Origin of the sequence: Mesorhizobium sp. ZC-5 (genome assembly GCF_025753855.1) — a bacterium.
Lineage (GTDB): Bacteria > Pseudomonadota > Alphaproteobacteria > Rhizobiales > Rhizobiaceae > Neomesorhizobium.
Genome location: NZ_JAOWPT010000014.1, coordinates 25,092 through 42,537, shown reverse-complemented (window position 1 = coordinate 42,537; position 17,446 = coordinate 25,092). Strand labels below are relative to the sequence as shown.

19 protein-coding genes are annotated in these 17,446 nt (G+C 60.7%); 2 read left to right on the top strand and 17 right to left on the bottom strand.

The genetic code is table 11. The annotated features are described in order from the left end of the window. Window positions 1-68 precede the first annotated feature (68 nt). From OHD58_RS25935 to nifB, 5 genes are all read right to left on the bottom strand, one after another. Window positions 69-953, bottom strand: coding sequence for an SIR2 family NAD-dependent protein deacylase (locus OHD58_RS25935; protein WP_263806560.1), 885 nt, complete (start codon window positions 951-953; stop codon window positions 69-71). Window positions 954-995: 42 nt separating this feature from the next. Then, complete coding sequence (gene nifT / locus OHD58_RS25930) at window positions 996-1,208, bottom strand: putative nitrogen fixation protein NifT (protein ID WP_006205087.1); 213 nt, start codon at window positions 1,206-1,208, stop codon at window positions 996-998. Then, a complete protein-coding gene (locus OHD58_RS25925; protein WP_006205088.1) occupies window positions 1,205-1,531 on the bottom strand; it encodes a nitrogen fixation protein NifZ in 327 nt (108 codons plus the stop codon). The genes nifT and OHD58_RS25925 overlap by 4 nt, the downstream gene beginning before the upstream one ends. 99 nt (window positions 1,532-1,630) lie before the next feature. Beyond that, on the bottom strand, window positions 1,631-1,825 hold the full coding sequence (locus tag OHD58_RS25920) for a 4Fe-4S dicluster domain-containing protein (protein WP_006205089.1): 195 nt from the start codon (window positions 1,823-1,825) through the stop codon (window positions 1,631-1,633). 34 nt (window positions 1,826-1,859) lie between these two features. Next, the gene (gene nifB / locus OHD58_RS25915; RefSeq protein WP_263806615.1) at window positions 1,860-3,284 is read right to left on the bottom strand and encodes a nitrogenase cofactor biosynthesis protein NifB; all 1,425 of its coding nucleotides are present in this window, start codon (window positions 3,282-3,284) and stop codon (window positions 1,860-1,862) included. Between nifB and OHD58_RS25910 the strand changes: the two genes are divergently transcribed. Beyond that, entirely contained in the window at window positions 3,187-3,552 is a 366-nt protein-coding gene (locus OHD58_RS25910) for a hypothetical protein (protein WP_263806623.1), read from the top strand. The genes nifB and OHD58_RS25910 overlap by 98 nt on opposite strands. A gap of 20 nt (window positions 3,553-3,572) precedes the next feature. On the opposite strand, the gene nifA is transcribed toward OHD58_RS25910, so the two are convergent. The 11 genes from nifA to OHD58_RS25855 form a co-directional block, all read right to left on the bottom strand. Beyond that, window positions 3,573-5,339, bottom strand: a complete 1,767-nt coding sequence (gene nifA / locus OHD58_RS25905) for a nif-specific transcriptional activator NifA (protein WP_412177296.1) — start codon at window positions 5,337-5,339, stop codon at window positions 3,573-3,575. Window positions 5,340-5,524: 185 nt separating this feature from the next. Then, the gene (locus OHD58_RS25900) at window positions 5,525-5,821 is read right to left on the bottom strand and encodes a ferredoxin family protein (RefSeq protein WP_263790856.1); all 297 of its coding nucleotides are present in this window, start codon (window positions 5,819-5,821) and stop codon (window positions 5,525-5,527) included. Between the two features lie 14 nt (window positions 5,822-5,835). Next, complete coding sequence (locus OHD58_RS25895) at window positions 5,836-7,143, bottom strand: FAD-dependent oxidoreductase (RefSeq protein WP_263806558.1); 1,308 nt, start codon at window positions 7,141-7,143, stop codon at window positions 5,836-5,838. A 10-nt stretch (window positions 7,144-7,153) separates the two neighbouring features. Further along, complete coding sequence (locus tag OHD58_RS25890) at window positions 7,154-8,263, bottom strand: electron transfer flavoprotein subunit alpha/FixB family protein (RefSeq protein ID WP_263806614.1); 1,110 nt, start codon at window positions 8,261-8,263, stop codon at window positions 7,154-7,156. 16 nt (window positions 8,264-8,279) lie between these two features. Then, window positions 8,280-9,131 carry an electron transfer flavoprotein subunit beta/FixA family protein gene (locus OHD58_RS25885; protein ID WP_263790860.1) on the bottom strand — a complete coding sequence of 284 codons (852 nt, stop codon included), beginning with the start codon at window positions 9,129-9,131 and terminating at the stop codon, window positions 8,280-8,282. A 176-nt stretch (window positions 9,132-9,307) separates the two neighbouring features. Beyond that, window positions 9,308-9,688, bottom strand: a complete 381-nt coding sequence (gene nifW, locus OHD58_RS25880; protein ID WP_263806557.1) for a nitrogenase stabilizing/protective protein NifW — start codon at window positions 9,686-9,688, stop codon at window positions 9,308-9,310. After that, a complete protein-coding gene (gene nifV / locus OHD58_RS25875; RefSeq protein WP_263806556.1) occupies window positions 9,685-10,893 on the bottom strand; it encodes a homocitrate synthase in 1,209 nt (402 codons plus the stop codon). The genes nifW and nifV overlap by 4 nt, the downstream gene beginning before the upstream one ends. Beyond that, a complete protein-coding gene (gene nifS / locus OHD58_RS25870; protein ID WP_263806613.1) occupies window positions 10,890-12,107 on the bottom strand; it encodes a cysteine desulfurase NifS in 1,218 nt (405 codons plus the stop codon). The genes nifV and nifS overlap by 4 nt, the downstream gene beginning before the upstream one ends. Before the next feature lie 339 nt (window positions 12,108-12,446). Continuing rightward, complete coding sequence (locus OHD58_RS25865; protein ID WP_263806555.1) at window positions 12,447-12,848, bottom strand: hypothetical protein; 402 nt, start codon at window positions 12,846-12,848, stop codon at window positions 12,447-12,449. A gap of 27 nt (window positions 12,849-12,875) precedes the next feature. Then, window positions 12,876-13,196 (bottom strand): iron-sulfur cluster assembly accessory protein, encoded by a 321-nt coding sequence (locus OHD58_RS25860; RefSeq protein WP_263806554.1) that lies wholly within the window; start codon window positions 13,194-13,196, stop codon window positions 12,876-12,878. A 386-nt stretch (window positions 13,197-13,582) separates the two neighbouring features. After that, window positions 13,583-13,795 carry a hypothetical protein gene (locus OHD58_RS25855; protein ID WP_263806553.1) on the bottom strand — a complete coding sequence of 71 codons (213 nt, stop codon included), beginning with the start codon at window positions 13,793-13,795 and terminating at the stop codon, window positions 13,583-13,585. On the opposite strand from OHD58_RS25855, the gene OHD58_RS25850 reads away from it, so the two are divergent. Next, complete coding sequence (locus OHD58_RS25850) at window positions 13,794-14,852, top strand: hemin-degrading factor (protein ID WP_006205101.1); 1,059 nt, start codon at window positions 13,794-13,796, stop codon at window positions 14,850-14,852. The genes OHD58_RS25855 and OHD58_RS25850 overlap by 2 nt on opposite strands. A gap of 310 nt (window positions 14,853-15,162) precedes the next feature. Here the strand turns inward: OHD58_RS25850 and OHD58_RS25845 are convergent, their stop codons facing one another. Further along, window positions 15,163-17,019: an HrpF/NolX family T3SS translocon protein gene (locus OHD58_RS25845; protein WP_318528296.1), complete on the bottom strand. Its 1,857-nt coding sequence runs from the start codon at window positions 17,017-17,019 to the stop codon at window positions 15,163-15,165. Between the last annotated feature and the right edge of the window lie 427 nt (window positions 17,020-17,446).

The following is a 17,446-nucleotide window of genomic DNA, read 5'->3' as shown; positions in this document are numbered from 1 at the left end:
GGCCGGGGGTGGGCGGTGAGCCGGACCACGATCAAAGGCCGTTGCGATACATGGCCCGCCATCATCTTCTAGACGCGTGCTGCGGCAAGCCGAGCCGCGGCTTCGCCTGCCGGCATGTCTATGACCGTGATTGCATTTGCTGCAAGGAAACGGCGTTCGTTTTTGGTCAGCGTTGCCGAATCGATTACCGCAAAGTGCGGGCCTTGGGAGCGCTTCATGATTTGCCGGGCGTAAGTGCGCAGCATCTGATCGTCGAAGCGACAGCCGAAGAAGAGGAAACCTCTGTTGGTGCGCCGTTCCTTCATGACTTGTGGGATAGGCGTCTGGATATCGATTTCGGTTAGGGTCTCGACATAGTCGGAATCTGCGACGAGGAAATTCGCGGCGGGCCTGATGCTGCCGTGTGGCGTATAGAGAACCGTCGTTGCCGCTGATCCGGGTTGGAGTTCCCTCCCGCCCAAGTCGTAGGTTCTTGTCCAAATGTCGGTGATTGCGTCCGCCCGCGTGACGCCTTGAATCTCGATGACATCCGTTCGGCCGGTCTCTGCGAGGGCTGCGCGCATGGCGCCGTCGTACCAGCTGTCGACGATGAGGGAGAGCGGCAGCGTTGCAAGCCAGGCGTGGAAAACAGTCGGCGCAACCGGCCCTGCGAATATCTCAGCCATCCAAGCCTGAAGCGTCCGGCGATGCCGGCGCTGTTCGATGAATTGGGCGACCGACCACATATTGGTGCGGATCTTGGAAGGCGCTGGCGCTCGCGCGTTGAGGGCTGCGGCGACGGTTTCCGGCGTATGCGGTACGGATGGTTCCACGGTCTTGAGCCGGAGTAGACCCGGACCAAGATAGGGGATGATCTGATCGGCGTATAGCGCCTTCTTCAGCAGATCAAGCTGCTTTGAGGCATGACTGTCGCGAATGATGAAGAGATGGTTCAAGGCCGAGATCATGTTCATGCTCGTCTCCGGTTGGCGTTGTCATGTTGCCAGCCTGCAGCATCAGTCCTTGTCGGAGATCTTCCTTGCCTCGACGGTGATCGGCAGACGTGTATCCCGCGGAAGTTCGGGCAGGACGAGCCGCCAGCCGTTCCTGAGCGTTACGCACCCGCCCCACAAGTCTTCATTCTCGACCTTGACGATGGGCTCTTCGAGATCCTTCTTGGGAACATACGCCGACAGCCCGGCGCCGGTCCTGCGGATCATTACCTTCATCGGGCAGTTCCTTTATTAGGGCCAGCAGTGAATTCGGCACCGCAAGGATTCCCGGATTGGTCGAGGCTCATCAATTCGTGGGCGCGCATGCCAACGACGGTGCCGCGATCGACCCATTCGACCGCATAGATGTAGAACTGCTGGAGAAAGGTGCCGATGTCGCGCACATAGCCTTCGTCGCCCTTCCGCACGAGGTTTTCGCCGATCTGGCGACCAGGATAGGTGCCGTCATTCCTTATGTGGCGTGTGGCACGGACCCGCTCCCCCGGCATCAATCGCGGAGGTTTGCGGATCTCGACCTCCTGTTCGCGTCCAAGGCCCATGCCTGTTCCTTTCCTTCGTCACGGCTGCAGGTTGTCAATAAAGAGGTAGAGGCCTCCTCGGGAGGTGACCGCGACCCGTGTCGCTAGCCCGATTGGAGGTCAGGCGGGAACGCAGGTCTTCGGTACCGGGCATACCGAGGCGCATTGCTGGGTATCGAAGGCCTCCTTGCATTCGGTGCATTCCTTAGGATCGATCACGTAGGCCTCGCCCTTGAACTTGATCGCGCCCGAGGGACATTCGAACTCGCAGGCACCGCATTGCGTGCATTGTGATGCGAGGATCTTGAAGGCCATTTCTCAACTCCTGGTTCGGTTGGAACGAGACGGCTCAGGCCGTCGCCGCCATTGGTTCGACCCCAAATTCGGCAGCGTAAAGCGCGCTGATCGCGGTCTCGATGTAGTCATAGCCATAAACGTCCGTTGCCCGGATTCCAGCTTCCGCGAGCCGATCCTTGGGGCAATCTCCGATCTTGGCGCACAGCACGATGTCGATGCGTTCCAGCGCAGCGATAACGCCATCGAGGGTGGCGTCCGCGCCCCGGCCGCCGAGGCAATATTGCTCGACCTTGCGATGCCCGATGAAACTGATCCCTCTCGGCGAGGCCTCATAAACCTGGAATTCCTTCGAGTGGCCGAAGTGTTCGTTGACGCGCCCGCCGCCCTTGGTCGCCACGGCGACAAGGAGCGATTTGCCGGAGTCCGCTGCCTTGACGATCGCGACCGCTTGACTCTTGGCTGCCACATGATCGCCGCGCTCGCACGCGACCACCTCTCGATAGGCCTCGCGCTTGCCGGCGTCGTAGATAACTTCGTCGGGAAGCTTGTCGAGCGTGAACTCCTGGCCACGATCCTCGCCAAGCAGGCCGACCGCATCGGCCCGGCACTGCCGGCAATGGCGCATCAGCTTGGCGCCACCTCCTAGACTATCCTGAAGCGCTTTCAATTCCACCGCCTCTGGACCGCGCTGCCCGGTCAGACCGAAGTGCGTGCCATGCGCCGGGTCGGAAATCAGCGGCATGACGTTGTGCAGGAACGCGCCGCGCTCCTTGACCCATCTATTGACCTCGATCAGGTGCTCGTCGTTGACGGTGGGAATCATCACCGAATTGATCTTGGTAAGGATGCCGCGCGCGGTCAGCATCTCCAGGCCTAACATCTGCCGCTGGTGCAGGATCCGGGCAGCTTCGACGCCGGTGTACCGGCGGTGGTCGTAAAAGATCCAGGGATAGATCTTTGCGCCGACCTCTGGGTCGATCATGTTGATGGTGATTGTCACATGATCGACATTCATGTCGGCAAGCTCGCCAACATGGTCCGGCAGCGCGAGCCCATTGGTGGAGATACATAGTTTGATGTCGGGGATTTCCCTGGCAACTCGCTCGAACGTTGCTTTTGTTTTCTTCCAGTCGTAGCAGGCATCGCCCGGTCCGGCGATGCCGAGCACGGAAAGCTGCGGCACTTCGCTGGCGACCGCGATCACCTTACGTAGCGCCTGGTCTGGGGTCAGCCTTTCCGAGACGACCCCAGGCCGGCTTTCATTGGCGCAGTCATATTTGCGATTGCAGTAGTTGCACTGGATATTGCAGGCCGGCGCGACCGCCACATGCATGCGCGCGAAATAATGGTGGGCTTCTTCTGAATAGCACGGATGGTCCTTGATCTTCTCCCAGATAGCCGGGTCCATGTCGTCCGTCTTTGCGGACAAGCCGCAAGATGAAGATGCGCAGCCACCGGATTTCGCAGTCGCCAGCAATTGGTCGAAGGATTTCGTGCTGGCCAGGCCCTCAAGCGAAATCGTCGGTGCGGACATCAAACGGCTCCATGCCAGGGCGAACGTCCCCATTCAACTGCAAGAGCTGCGCCAACTTGAAAAGCGCGATTCGTTCAATGTGTTAGGTATTCGTTTCCGATTCTGGCCGTTTGTTCCGACACATTTTTGTCAGGCTTCCGACATGGACAGGCAAATTGGATCGCGGCACCGCATCCCACGCACGGAAGAGGGGGCAACAACGCCAGCTTGACGTTTGACGTCATCGGCACGTTAGAACTTCTTCACCTCGATACGGTACCGGCGCAGAGCATAGCCAACCTGCCGCGGCGTGAGGCCAAGGATACGAGCCGCCTTGGCCTGAACCCAGCCGGACTTCTCCATCGCATCGATCAGCCGGTCGCGGTCCGCCAGACGCGGGCCGGCTGCGGGGTAAGCAGGATCGTTCGGATCGCAGGCCTGGACGGGCAGTACCTCGCCTTCGGGGCCGCCGATGCGCGTGGACGGCAACGGCGGCAATGCGACCGGCATGCGGTTGCCCCGAGCGAGCTCTTCGCGGGCATTGCTGCCGGGCGGAAGGTCTGCCCCTTTCCAGAGGCGTGAAGAAAGGCACTGGCTATTCTGGCAGGCGAAATCCGACGTGGCGACCGTCGTTGAACGCGCAAGCGTGGCCGTCCTTCGCACACAGTTTTCCAACTCACGCACGTTACCTGGGAAGTAGCATTGCGAGATCAGGTCGAGCGCCGAGGGTGCGAAGTCGAGGTCGCGGTGGTTCTCCCTGTTGAAGCGTTGGAGGAAGGCTTTCGCAAGGCGTCGAATATCGCCGGGTCGCTCTCGCAGCGGAGGCAGCATGATTGGCACCACATTGATGCGGTAGTAAAGGTCGGCCCTGAACTCTCCCTTCACGACTGCCGCCTCGAGGTCCTTATTGGTGGCGCATATGAGCCGGACATCGACCGTTAGCGTCCTGGTGCCGCCGACTCGCTCCAGTTCGCCTTCCTGCAAGACGCGCAACAGCTTGGCTTGAAAGGCAGGCGAAATCTCGCCGATTTCGTCAAGCAGCAGGGTTCCGCCATTCGCCAATTCGAAACGACCGGCGCGCTGCGAGATAGCCCCGGTGAAGGCGCCCTTTTCATGCCCAAACAACTCCGATTCCAGAACGCTTTCAGGCAGTGCGGCGCAGTTCAGTTTGACGAAAGCCTTCTTGCTGCGAGGTGAAAGCTCATGGATGGCCTGTGCAAAGAATTCCTTGCCGGTGCCACTTTCACCTCGAAGAAGCACGGTGGAATTAGTCCTCGCGACGACCGAGACGGTTTCGAGCACCTGCTTGAGTGCTGGACTTTCCCCGATGATCCCGCCGATTTTGACATGCGAATGCCGGGCGGGGTTGGTCCTCTGCTCGCCGAGCGATTTTTCCGGTCTGCGTTGCTCCTCTTTAAGCCGCTGACCATCTGGGTTCAGGATGCGGTGCAGGCGGATGGTCCGGCCGACAAGGTTGGCGACCATGATCAGGAAGCGTAAGTCTTCGTCGCAGCGCACGCTGGTGGTGCCGTCCCCGACACGGTCGATCGACAATGTCCCAAGGATTTTATCCTCAGCCTTAATCGGGACTCCGATAAAGCTAACCGGGACGGTGCCGCCGCTCGAAAACGTTTTAAGGTCAGCCTGAAAGAGTTCGGACTTGCTGACATCCTGGATGACAAGCGGCGTCCCCGCAGCGACGATTTGGTCTACGACGCCCTGAGGTATGACGCGGCACAGGCCTGATTGACGTGTGTGGTCGTTGCCGGCAGTTGCGGTAATCTCCGCCTCTCCTTCAGCGCCCAGGACGACTATTGCACCATGACGCATCTGCACAAACGAGGAGAGAATATTCACCACATTGGAGAGCGTGATCTCCAGCCGGGTAGGGGCGGTCAGGCTCTTGGATATCGCGTAGATTCCCTTGAGCGAGATATCCGCCTCGTGCATGGTTTTGCCAGGCGACCGGTTCGTCCGAAGGCCTATTTCATCCACCCGATCGCGCAATATTTGAGTCATGGAGACACCTCAGGGGTTGTGCAGCGTGCTTCTCCCCGAAGCGGCTTTTTGTGTTTCGATTCAGTATTGACGACCCCCAGTTGAATTGCAATTGCAAACTGGTTGCGAGAAGCTTGTTAGGCTGGAGCCGCGGCAATCGCAGGTGGCTATCGGCACGCGCCCGAAATGGCGCGTGCGTGCGCGGGTCATCCGAACTTGAAGAGGATACCGAAGCCACCGCGCGGATAATTCCACTCGATCTCACCACTGGCCTCGCACAGGACCCGGCAGGTGCCGCACTCCATGCAGCCGTCGGCGGTGATCTCCACTTGGCCCTGGTCGTTCAACTCATAACATTGGGCCGGGCAGACGCGGGTCAACCCGAGCAGGTTAGCGCTTGGCCGCTCGTGCGGTCGCACTTTGATATGCGGGCGCCCCGAATCGACCAGGTAGCGGTTCTGGTAGAGCTTCTCCTCGACGCGCAACGTCACCGCGACCGTCATCTCTCGTCCCTCCTTTAACGCCAGGCGAGCGCCAGGCGGACCGCGTCGCTCACCAACCCCCAGCGCGAACGCGCCTTGATCATGGCAGCAGCGGTCGCCTTTTCCTTCTCGATTTTCGGGGTGCCGTCGACCCGCATGAAGTTCTGGGCCGCCTGCGACATCAACTGCGGGTAGGTCGTGAAGAAATTTCGGGAATTGGTGTGGAGCAGGGCCGGCATATCCTTGTATTTCTTCAGGTCCTTGACCACGAAGGACTTGTTCAGCATGGTCTTATAAAGGACAAGGTTCTGCTTGGTCATTGGACCATTGCGGCGCTTGACCTGGACGATTGCTTCAGCCGCGATGCGGCCGGAGGTCATGGCGAGGTTTGAACCCTCGCGGTGAACGGCGTTATTCAATTGCGCGGCATCGCCGATCACGACCCAACCGTCGCCAAAGAGCTGCGGAATCGCCTTGTAGCCACCTTCGGGAATGAGATGCGCGGCATATTCTTTCACCTCCGAGCCGGCGATCAGCGGCCGGATCGAAGGATGGTCTTTCAGCGCATCGAGGAGGGCGTATGGGCTCTGCATCGTCGCGGCGAAATCCGAAACGAGGCAGCCGATGCCCAGTGAGATCGACTCCTTGTTGGTGTAAAGGAAGCCAAGCCCGGCCATGCCGCGGGAGATCGTGCCGACAGCCTCGATTACGCAACCTTCTCCGCCCTTGAGGCCAAACCGCTGCTCAATGACATCTTCGGGCAGGAAATGCATTTCCTTGACGGCGAGCGCTACGCTTTGTGGCTTCGGCATCTCGCGAAGCCCGGCCCGCGTGCCAAGCAGCCCCGAGACACCTTCTGCGAGAATGACAACGTCCGCGAAGATCGCGCCGCCGGCCCGGTCCGTGCGGACGCCGACCACCTTGTCCTTGGCATCACGGACAAGTTCCGTCACAGTCGTCTCGCATAGGACTGTCGCGCCGGCCGCGCGCACCTTACGCGAAAACCATTTGTCGAACTGAGCACGAATGATCGTATAGCGGTTGGGCTTTGCCTCGTTGAAGTCCTCCGACCGATAGTGCATCCCGGTGTGGGACGTGTCGTCCATCACCCAAAGCCGCTGTTCAACCAAATGCCGCTCGAGAGGCGCATCGTCCCGGAAATCCGGGATGATCTTCTCCAGCATGTTCGCGTACATGATGGCACCCTGGACATTCTTGGAGCCCGGATATTCACCCCGCTCAAACTGCAGCACCTTCAGGCCGTGGCTTGCCATGGTGTACGCAGCTGCATTTCCGGACATGCCGGCTCCAATAACAATGGCGTCGAATTTTTCCGCGATCATGTCCATCTCGCTAGCTCGCAAGCTTATCGCGATTGTGGGGCGACAGCCGCCGGGTGAAGGCTTCAGTTAGTGCGGGCAGGAAGCGGATCGCGTCGGTGACGATCCCGAGGTGGGCGAAATCGAAAATCGGCGCGTTGGGGTCGGTGTTGATGGCCACGATGAGATCCGCCCCCTCGACGCCAACCCGGTGCTGGATGGCGCCGGAAATCCCGGCCGCTATATAAAGTTTCGGCCGGATGGTCTTGCCAGTTTGGCCGATCTGCCGATCCGCCGACATCCAGCCCTTCTGGACCAACGGGCGCGAACAGCCGTGCTCGGCCCCGATTGCTCGCGCGAGGTTCTTCACAAGCTGCAGGTTCTCCGCCGAGCCTAGACCAAGACCTCCCGCAACCACGACGTCGGCATAGGCAAGGTTTGCGTTTGCCGACTGGCTATCCGGCAGGAAGCCGAGGACTTTGGTCACGATCTCGTCCTCGGGGACCGACAGCTTGTGCCGGATGACACGCCCGGCCGGCCTGTCCGTCCGCTGCGGCATGGGCATGACCCTCGGTCGCACAGTCGCCATCTGCGGCCGGTAGTTGAGCGTATAGATCGTGCACAACAAGGAGCCGCCGAAAGTCGGACGGGTCGCGGCGAGCGATCCATCGGTATCCACATCGAGTTCGGTGCAATCGGCCGTGAGCCCTGTGAGCAAGGTCGTGGCCACGGAGCCGGCGAGATCCCTGCCGAGTGTGGTCGCGCCGAGAAGAAGGATCTCGGGTTTGTGGGTAACGACCAGATCCGTCATCGCCTTGGTGAACGGCTCGTTGCGATAGTCGGCAAGCAGCGGCGCCTCGACGATGTAGACAAGGTCGGCGCCATAAGCGAAGGCATCGGCTACGGCAGGCCGGGTGGCTTCTCCCGGCGGTCCTATCACGACTCCGGCAAGCTCGACGCCAAGCTTGTCGGCGAGCTTTCGGCCTTCGCCGAGCAATTCGAATGATACGGGATGGACCTGGCCACGTTCGAGTTCGATGAAGACCCAAACGTGGCGGTAGTCCTTGAAATGAGCAGGCAGCTCCTTCTTTATGCCGGCACGGCCGGCGGCAGGGCGAGGGGTTTCTCGGTTTACGGTCGACATCGTCTGCTCCTTGCCGTCACGCGCCGCCGTTGAAGGCGAGCTCATGTTCCAGCGCCGGCTGGCGGGTGAAGATTGCGGCAATGAGTTCGTCAGCGATATCGCGTAGCGCCTTTTCGGTGGTGTCGATTTGCGCCGCCTTTTCCGCTCGTGTAGCAGGGGCGAAAACGCGCTTGACGACCGTGGGCGAGCCGCGCAGGCCGCATCTGGTGAGGTCATCAATGCCGGCGTCGGCCGCGCTCCATTTCAAGACCTGGCTGCGCGCGGCGCACAGGGCGTCCACGAGCGAACCCCGGCGGATCTCGTTGGTGCCTTCCAGCATGGTGATGAGGCAAGGTAGCCTGCTCTTCAGCATCTGCGTGCCGCCTTCAGAGCGGCGCTCGACCTTGATCTCGCGCTGATCAAGATCAAGGGAGGCGATCTTCGCGACATAGGTAAGTTGCAGGAGATCGAGGCGCTTGGCGATGCCGGGCCCGACCTGGGCGGTATCGCCATCGATCGTCTGCTTGCCAGTGAAGACGATGTCTGGCGTGCCGAACGTCTCGCCAACCTTCGCGATTGCCTGGGAGAGCGCGTAGGACGTCGCCAGCGTGTCGGAGCCTGCAAAATAGCGGTCGGTCAAGAGTACCGCGCGGTCGGCGCCGTAGCCGAGCGCCTTGCGCAGCGCGTCCTCTGCCATGGGCGGGCCCATGGTGAGCACAGTGACCTCGCCATCATAAGCGTCGCGCAGTCGCAGTGCCTCTTCGAGCGCGAACAGGTCGTAAGGGTTAATGATGGTTGGGACACCCTGGCGCATAATCGTGTTCGTCACCGGATGGACCCGTATCTGTGCCGAGTCCGGCACCTGCTTGATGCAGATCACGATGTGCATTGGCGGTCTCTCTGGGCTTCTGTCCCGATGCGGGCCTGGCAGTTCACCTCCTTGAAAGCATCATCCGTGCCAACTGCTTTGCGCGCTCCCAACCCTGGAAATTCGGATGGCCTGTCGAGGGGCGCATTCGTGATTTGTCGGCTTCTCGACATTGTCGCGTCGCAAACATGTCGTGTTCATTCTTCTTCGAACCGCTTCAGCACGGCGTCGAACGGGACGAAGGTTCGGCCCGGCGTGGCAGGTTTGTTCGGGTCGTGGTCTTTGAGCACCTTGAAGACCCGGTGTGAGAGCGGCGAGGAAATCGCGAAGTCTTCGTAGGCACGTTCGAGTGTGGCGCGCACCCGCGCGGCGATCACCTGATCGCACAAGCCGGACAGATCTTGTTCGGCAAGATATTGGCCCACGCGCTTCATGATATGGAGGCGAGAGACATCCAGCACCTTCGGGTCATAGGAGACGCCAAGGATGGCGAAGAATTCCTCCGCAGCCGACAGGCCTCTCAGTCGCGCGAGGATGTCGGTGACATCGATGGGAGAGCTGTCAGCGGAACAATTCATTGCATTTCCCCTGGTCGGAAAACTGTGGTGTCGGTGCGTTCGCCGCACGGCTGGCCTGGACCCGCGAGATCGGCGAAGCATGGCTCGCTGCACATCGTATCGTAGAGCTCGACCAGTTGAGTTGCACTGACGGTCGATTTGATCTCGGCCGCCTTGCGGCGGACGCGGGCCACCATCGCGGCTGCCAGATCCGGGTCGAGATCACGACCGCTTTCGCTCAGCACATGGGCAATCGCGGTGGCGCCGGAATGCTTGCCGATGACGATACGACGGCAGCGGCCGACGAGAGCCGGATCGAGCCCTTGATAGGTACGCGAGTCCTTCAGCAGCCCTGCGACATGAATGCCGGATTCGTGAGAGAAAACATCGGCGCCGACGACTGGCTTAGTGGCTGCGGTCTGCCGGCCGGCGGCCCAGGCCACCTGGGCGGCGAGGTCGGGCAATGCGGTCAGCTCAATGCCGGTATCCGCGCCGTCGAGGACGGCCATCGCGGCAGCCACTTCTTCCAGCGCGGCATTGCCCGCACGCTCGCCGAGCCCGAGGATGGTGACGGAGGCGTGGCGTGCGCCTGCGCGGATCGCGGCCAGCGTGTTGGCGGCAGCGAGACCGAGATCGTTGTGCGCATGAAACTCGAGGTCGATTGGAGAGCGCGCCACCAGCTGGGCGACAAGTTCGAAGGTCGAAAAGGGGTCGAGAACGCCGACCGTGTCGGCCAGTCTGACACGGCTTGCGCCGGCGTGCGCAGCCGCCTCGATGACGCGGGCCAGATGATCCCGATCGGCCCGCGAGGCATCCTCGCATCCCACCGCGACGAAGAAGCCGGCAGCGGCGGCACGCTTAACCATATGATCGATGATCTGCAGCGCTCTTGCTTGGTCGAGGCCGAGCCTGGCGGCAAGTTGGATGTCCGATGCCGGCAGCGACAGATTGACGGCACCGATGCCGCTCTCGACCGCTGCGTCGAGATCCTGCGACGTCATCCGGCACCAGGCCGTGAGCCGAACCGGGAGACGCCGCGCGACCGCGGCGCGAATTGTGTCGATCTCGTCGGCGCCCATGACCGGCGTTCCGATCTCGATCTCTGGGACGCCCGCAGCTGCAAGAGCCTCGGCGAGCTCCAGCTTTTCCGCCTTCGTAAAGGCGACGCCGGGCGCCTGCTCGCCGTCGCGCAAGGTGGTATCGTTGAGAAAGACATGACGGTTCATGAATGGCAGCCTGTTCTGCTGCGGCTCAGGCATGAATCGGATTGAACGTCTTCAGCACTTCGCCTGCCGGGCGCGCTACCGGGAGCGCTACGCAGTTTCGCCAAGATTGCCGGCATGACCTCGAGCACCCGGTCGACGTCCGCTTCACCGTTGTCGCGTGCGAAGGAGAAGCGGACCGCCTGGTGTGGCGTTTTCATTGCACTCAGCACATGGCTCGGTTCCAGCGAGCCGGAGCTGCAGGCGGATCCGGAGGAACAGGCGATGCCCACGCGGCTGAGAAGAAGCGGGATTCCATCACCTTCGACATGTTCGAAGGAGATGTTTGCGGTGTTTGGCAGCCGCTCCAGCGGGTCGCCAGTGACACAGGTATCTGGGATGCGCTGGAGAATCCCGCCTTCCAGGCGGTCGCGGAGCGACTTGACCCGTGTGGTCATGTCGTCCATGAATTTCATGGCGAGTTCGGTCGCCTTGCCGAGCCCGACTATGCCGGGCGTGTTCTCGGTGCCAGCACGCCGGCCGTGCTCTTGGTGACCACCCTTGATCAGCGAGCGGAAGGGCACACCACGTTTTACGTAAAGTGCGCCGATCCCTTTCGGGCCGTGCAGCTTGTGGCCGGAGAACGACAGCATGTCGATTGCGGTCGACTTGATATCCATCGGGAGCTTGCCGACCGCCTGCACGGCATCGGTATGGAAAAGGGCGCCGACTTCCTTGGCCAACTCAGCAAGCTTGGCCACGGGGAAGATCACACCAGTCTCGTTGTTCGCCCACATTATCGAGACGATCGCCACGTGGGGGGTGAGGGCGGCTATATAGGCGTCGAGGTCGAGCCGGCCAAGGCGATCCACCGGGATCCTGTGCACCTTGACGCGGCGGGTCTTCTCAAGATGCGCGCACAGCTTCAGCACGGCGGGATGCTCGACCGCGGAAGTCACGATCTCGGTTGAGTTGGGCATCGCCTCGAGCGCCGAAAGAATCGCGGTATTGTCGCTTTCTGTCCCACCCGAGGTGAAGGTGATCTCATCGTCGAACGCCGCGCCGATCAGCGCCTGCAACTGCCGCCGCGCCTTTTTCACCGCCGCGCCGACTGAGGCGCCAAAAGCGTGCGCCGACGAAGGGTTGCCGAATTGATCCGTAAAAAACGGCAGCATCGCTTGCACGACCTCAGGATCGACCCGGGTCGTTGCGTTGTTATCGAGATAAATAGGCCTCATAGGTGCGATCCTCAGTTGACCCGCAATGACGCCAAGCGCGAGGCCGGTCGCCTCATTGAGCCTCTGGCGCATGCCGTTGATGGTGATGGGCCCAAACTGGCAACCGGCTCAGGCGCCCCACAGTTTGACGTAGACCTGGTTGCCGTCGACATGGCCAAGTTCGTAGGCCGCCGCCGTCCACCCGCGGGCAAGGAGCCGCCCACGACAGCGATTTCGATAAGCCGAATTTGCTCCAGGGGCGCGGTTTGGTGGCCAGCAGTTCGCGTCCCGCCACGAACTGAATCGTTCCGGGCGCCGACGTTCTCTGCATTCTGCCGGAAGCGATTGGCGGTCCCGAAATCAGCTTCGACATGTCTTGTCCTTGATGACGGGGACATCTCTTGCACTGGCCATATAAGCCTCGTCTGCCGCCGAGTGTCCGTCTGCGGCTATCGCTTCATGGACCCCCACAAGCACGTGCTCGATGGCTTCGCAGCATGAGCGCCTGCCGCGGGCAGCCTTGGTGTGATGAGTGACCTGATCGATTGTGGCGAGGCCATTGATACGGACGGCCCGCCCTATCATCCCTACGTCGATAGTTTTGCCTTTGCCGATGATGGGCTGGGTAAGCGCCGACGAGGAGGCGATCGCGGCGCCGCAGGCGATGGCGCCGACCTCACTGTCGGCATTGACTGTTTCCAGGCCGGCATTCTTCGGGCTGAAGAAGTGTTCCTGGACCCTATTGCGATAGTCCAACGTCAACGTGGCGCTACTCCTTCTCATTGGCGATCAACCGAAGGACTTGCCGCAGCCGCACGTCTCCCGCGCGTTGGGGTTGTCGAAGACAAAGCCGGAAGTTTCGAGACCGGTGATGAAGTCGACGGTCATGCCGGCGACATGGGGTTGGGAGCCTGCGTCCACGAACACCTTGACCCCATCTGTCTCGGTGATCGCGTCGCCCTCGCGCGGGACGCTCTCCAGGCCCATCAGGTACTTGAAGCCGGCGCAGCCGCCGGTCTGGACCATGATGCGAAAGCCTTCCGCCGGCTCGCTGGCGCTGGAAAGAGCGGTCTTGACGGCGGCAACAGCGTTGTCCGTGAGCGTTATCATGGCTCGATTTCTCCTCGGTCCGTGACGTGTTTGCGGCTCACGTTGCATGGACCGTGCCAAAGGCAAAAACCGTTTCAACTCAGACGTAATCTCTCTAAAACTGCTATCCTCTTGTGCGCCATTGCTGGGAAGATGTCCGGCAACCGACACGTAACTGTCCGGTTTGTCGAGCCCGCCACAAGGGTGTTCGGTCTGAGTTCCTGCTGAACTCTCGCGTAAACCATTGACTGGTGTGCAGAAGAACCCTTCTGAACTTGCTTCGGCGACATTGGCACGACTTTTGAGGCGTCCAATTGGCGGAGACGACAAGAACTGGAGACCGATCATCAGTCGCGCGTGCCCGCGATCGATGGAACGAAGGAGGAAACCAACGTGTCAGGTCTGGGTCAGATCCGCTCTCCGCTCGCGGGATCCGCGGCACACCACTCAGGCGCAACGCCCGGTTTCGAGCCGGTCCTGACGGCGATGCGCACGCTGTCCAGGAACACACTGTCATGGGCGAGCACGAGAGCCGCATCGAGCATCACGGCGCGCGCTCGGCTGATCGCCTGGCAGCGCAGCTGATCCTCAACAAGTAGGTGGAAGCAGAGGTAATACATGGACCAGCGCGAGAAACCGTCACCGGACGAAATCCGGCGGGCGCGAGAAGACAATCCGAAAATACGCGAGCACGATCTCGCCACCAAATTGGGCATTTCGGAAGCCGAATTGGTCGCGGCGCATTGCGGTTCCAGCGCGGTGCGCATCGAGCCGCGCGTCAATGATCTGCTGACCGGCCTCGAAACGGTCGGCGAGGTGATGGCGCTGACCCGCAACGAAAGTGTCGTGCACGAAAAGGTAGGCGTCTACGACAAGGTGGTCACCGGCAACCAGCATGCCATGGTACTCGGCGACGACATCGACCTGCGCATCTTTCCGAAAGTGTGGGCCTATGGCTTTGCCGTCGAGAAGCGCGATGGCGACGACATCTGCCGCAGCCTGCAATTCTTTGATGCCACAGGCCAAGCGGTGCACAAGGTGCATCTCAGGCCCGCCTCAAACCTCTATGCTTATCAGAAGCTGGTGGCCAAGCTGGAATCCTCGAGCCAGGCGCCGATCGTCTCAGTCAAGGCGACCGGTGCCGACGATGACGCAGAGGTTCGCGACCAATCCGCCACGATCGAGGATTTACGCGACCACTGGAGCCAGCTGACCGACGTGCATCAGTTCTACGACATGTTGAAGACACTGAAGCTCCGCCGCTGCCAGGCAATGCGTATGGTCGGCGAGGATTACGCTTGGCTGCTCGATAAGGATGCCGTCGGCACCATGTTTCAACACGCGGTCGAAGACGAGCTTCCGATCATGTGCTTTGTGGGCAATCGTGGCTGCATCCAGATCCATTCCGGCCCGATCAAGTCGGTCAAACCGATCGGGCCGTGGATCAATGTGCTCGACGAGACCTTCCGCCTGCATCTCGGCACCCACCACATCCGTGAGGTCTGGGCCGTGCGCAAGCCGACCAGGGACGGTCACGTCACGTCGCTCGAAGCCTATGGCGCCGATGGCAAAATGATCATCCAGTTCTTCGGGACGCGTAAGGAAGGCGAATGCGAGCGCGGCGACTGGCGGGGCCTGGCCGAGACACTGCCGCGCATTCCCAGTCCGACCGCTTAAGACCCCAATGCATGTTGTCTTCCGTTCTATGGAGAAAGGCTTGGGTCGCCAGTCAAACCTCATCAGTCTTTCGGCAACTTGTTCCCGGCAAGATCGTATGACGGCGCATTGAGGCCGTCAGTATACGACCGACAGCCATAGCCGGGCTTGCCGTGGAGTTCGCCAGCGGCTATTGCCGCCATTCGCTCTCAGCACGCATTCCCAGCGTGCGTGCGGCGTTTCTGGTGTTGCGCCGCAACGCGCTCTATCAGGTCAACGGGTGCTGTGACTGCAAGGCTTACACGGCCGCTGGGTCGGGGCAAGTCTCCTGTCAAGCGACGTTTTGAGACCGCGCCGTTGTGTCGTATTGGGTTGGAGCGCCTACGCCTTGCACGGGACCGGCCTCAAGGCGTGCCTTTATGTTGCTCAAATAGCCCTCTGCATAGGATTGCGCCACCGAAATCGGCATATTGACGCCAGCCGTGAACGCCTCTTCCAGGGCCTTCTTCACGAGCCCATTGCGAATAGCGAGTTTCACCTCGGGGCCGGCGACAAAGCTTAGCGCCTGCCCCCCGAGACTGATGCCGGCTTCTGCCAGCGCCAGCTTCATATTGCCTCCACTAATGGCCGTATGCAGAAGATTTGCGGCTTGCGACTCCGTCTCAAGCCCCATTGACACGACATCTGCCAACTCACCCAAGACTGGAACGAAGCTCAGCAGCCCCACCGCTGTCGCACCCCAGTCAAGCACTTCCGAGCCCACCTTGAGCACACTATCGGCTGCGTGCATGAAGGCCCCGCCGTTCTTCTTGGCAGACTTGATATTGGGCTGGTCCGCCACGCCCATCATCATGTCCGCGACGGCATCCTGCTCCGCAGCGGTTTTGGGAACATGGGTCTTCGCGTTCTGAACGGTGCTGTTGGCTGCCGACATGTTGTTGTAGAAATGCCTGAAGTCGTTGTTGCTTATATTCCCGGAATCGACCGTATGTCCGCCGCCGAAGTCGAAGAACCCATGGTGGGTCTTGTAGCCCGTGATCGAATTGTTTAGCAAACTGAACAATAGCGGATCTGAAAGCAGCTGCGAAGCTGCTTTCCGTACACTCGCGTTCAGGCTCTTGTCGTCGGCCATGCTGGCAAGCTTTTCGCGAGTCAAGTCGCCGCTGCCAAAGAAGGCACTCTGATTCTTGTTAACTGTGTCAAGCGCATCCAACTCGGGTTTCGTGAGGCTCATCGCAGCTGAAGCGACTTGTAGGAAGTCCTCTTTGTGAACCTTATCTATCGCGCCGCCGTACAACTGCCTCCACGCATCCGGGTGATTGACGAAGTACTGCGCCGCCGCGATGACCTGGGGCGGACATTTGCCGGTTTTGGCGTCGCCCTCGACGATCTGCTTGAAATCCGCCAGGCTCAGGTTCTTGGGCAGATAGTCGGAATATCGGTAAAGCTCGCGCATGGCGTCGCTCGCGGTCATGACCTGCGGCTGCCCATTTCCAGTGCCGTCGGATGGGATGTAGTTTTGCTCATAGCTTTGTGCCTGCCGGCCCTGGAATTCGCCAACTTGTGAGTGATGCTCCGAGAAGCCCGACAAATCCTTCGCCGCGATCTTACCGCCGCAGCGACCATCGCCCTGGGAGCCGATCGCATAAAAGAGCTCTGGGTCCTGCTGCAGTCCTTCGATCGCTGCCTTCAAATCAGGCGGCGTAGTGGGATCGTTGGCTTTATCCGCCAGCGACTGCCAACTGAGCGGGCATTGGTCCTTGTGACGGTTCAGCACTGCTACGATCTGCAACTCGGTCTCGGTCAGCGTGCCGCCGTTCCACGTGATCCTCGAGCTTGGCACTGGCGAGGTCGGCACGGGCGCTGGCGCTGGCGCTGCGATTGCGGAGGGCTGCGAGGCCTCATCCAGTGCTTTGATTGACTCCCTCATCTGCGGTGACAGCAGATCCAAAGGGTGCTTCTGCAATTGTTCCATCACCGTGTTCAGATCCGGCGGCACCAGATCTCGCTGCGCGAGGGGGGCATTTTTGTCTTCCTGCAAGCAAGTCGACAACATCGCCTCAAAGGTCGAAGTTGCGCTTTGTTGGGTCTGGTCGGGCGTTGGCGCAGAAGGTCCCCGGAACGACAAGCCCTGCGCGGACTGAGGCAGATTCGAGTTAGCGTATAGCGAAAGATTGCTGAGCGACATTGCGTATCCCCAGATGCAGGATTGAAAACCGCCACATGTGCATCATGTGGGGCCACTGTTCACGGCGAACGGTGACAAGTCCCAGCGCCGGTCGGCCACCTAAATGCCACCAGCCACGGTCTTGACTGCTCCGCTCGTCACTTGCACGACGGTTGTTCCCACTACAGCCAAAGGCGGCAGTGCCGTCTGGAGACTCATGTTAGGCGGGTTAGCTTTCGACAAGCTGACGACTTTCAAAAGGAGTCACAATCAGCATCGCCGGCGATATTGCCCCCGGAGGCCGTGGTGTATTCTGTGATGCCATCGCCTCGCCCATCCGCTATCGACAGCGCGTCAGCGAGAGGCGGTCGAACAACCAGGCAATGCTGGAGACCTCCTCTCTCTCAGGAGTGTCGATCGGCCCGGAATGGGGACCTTGGGTCCGCTT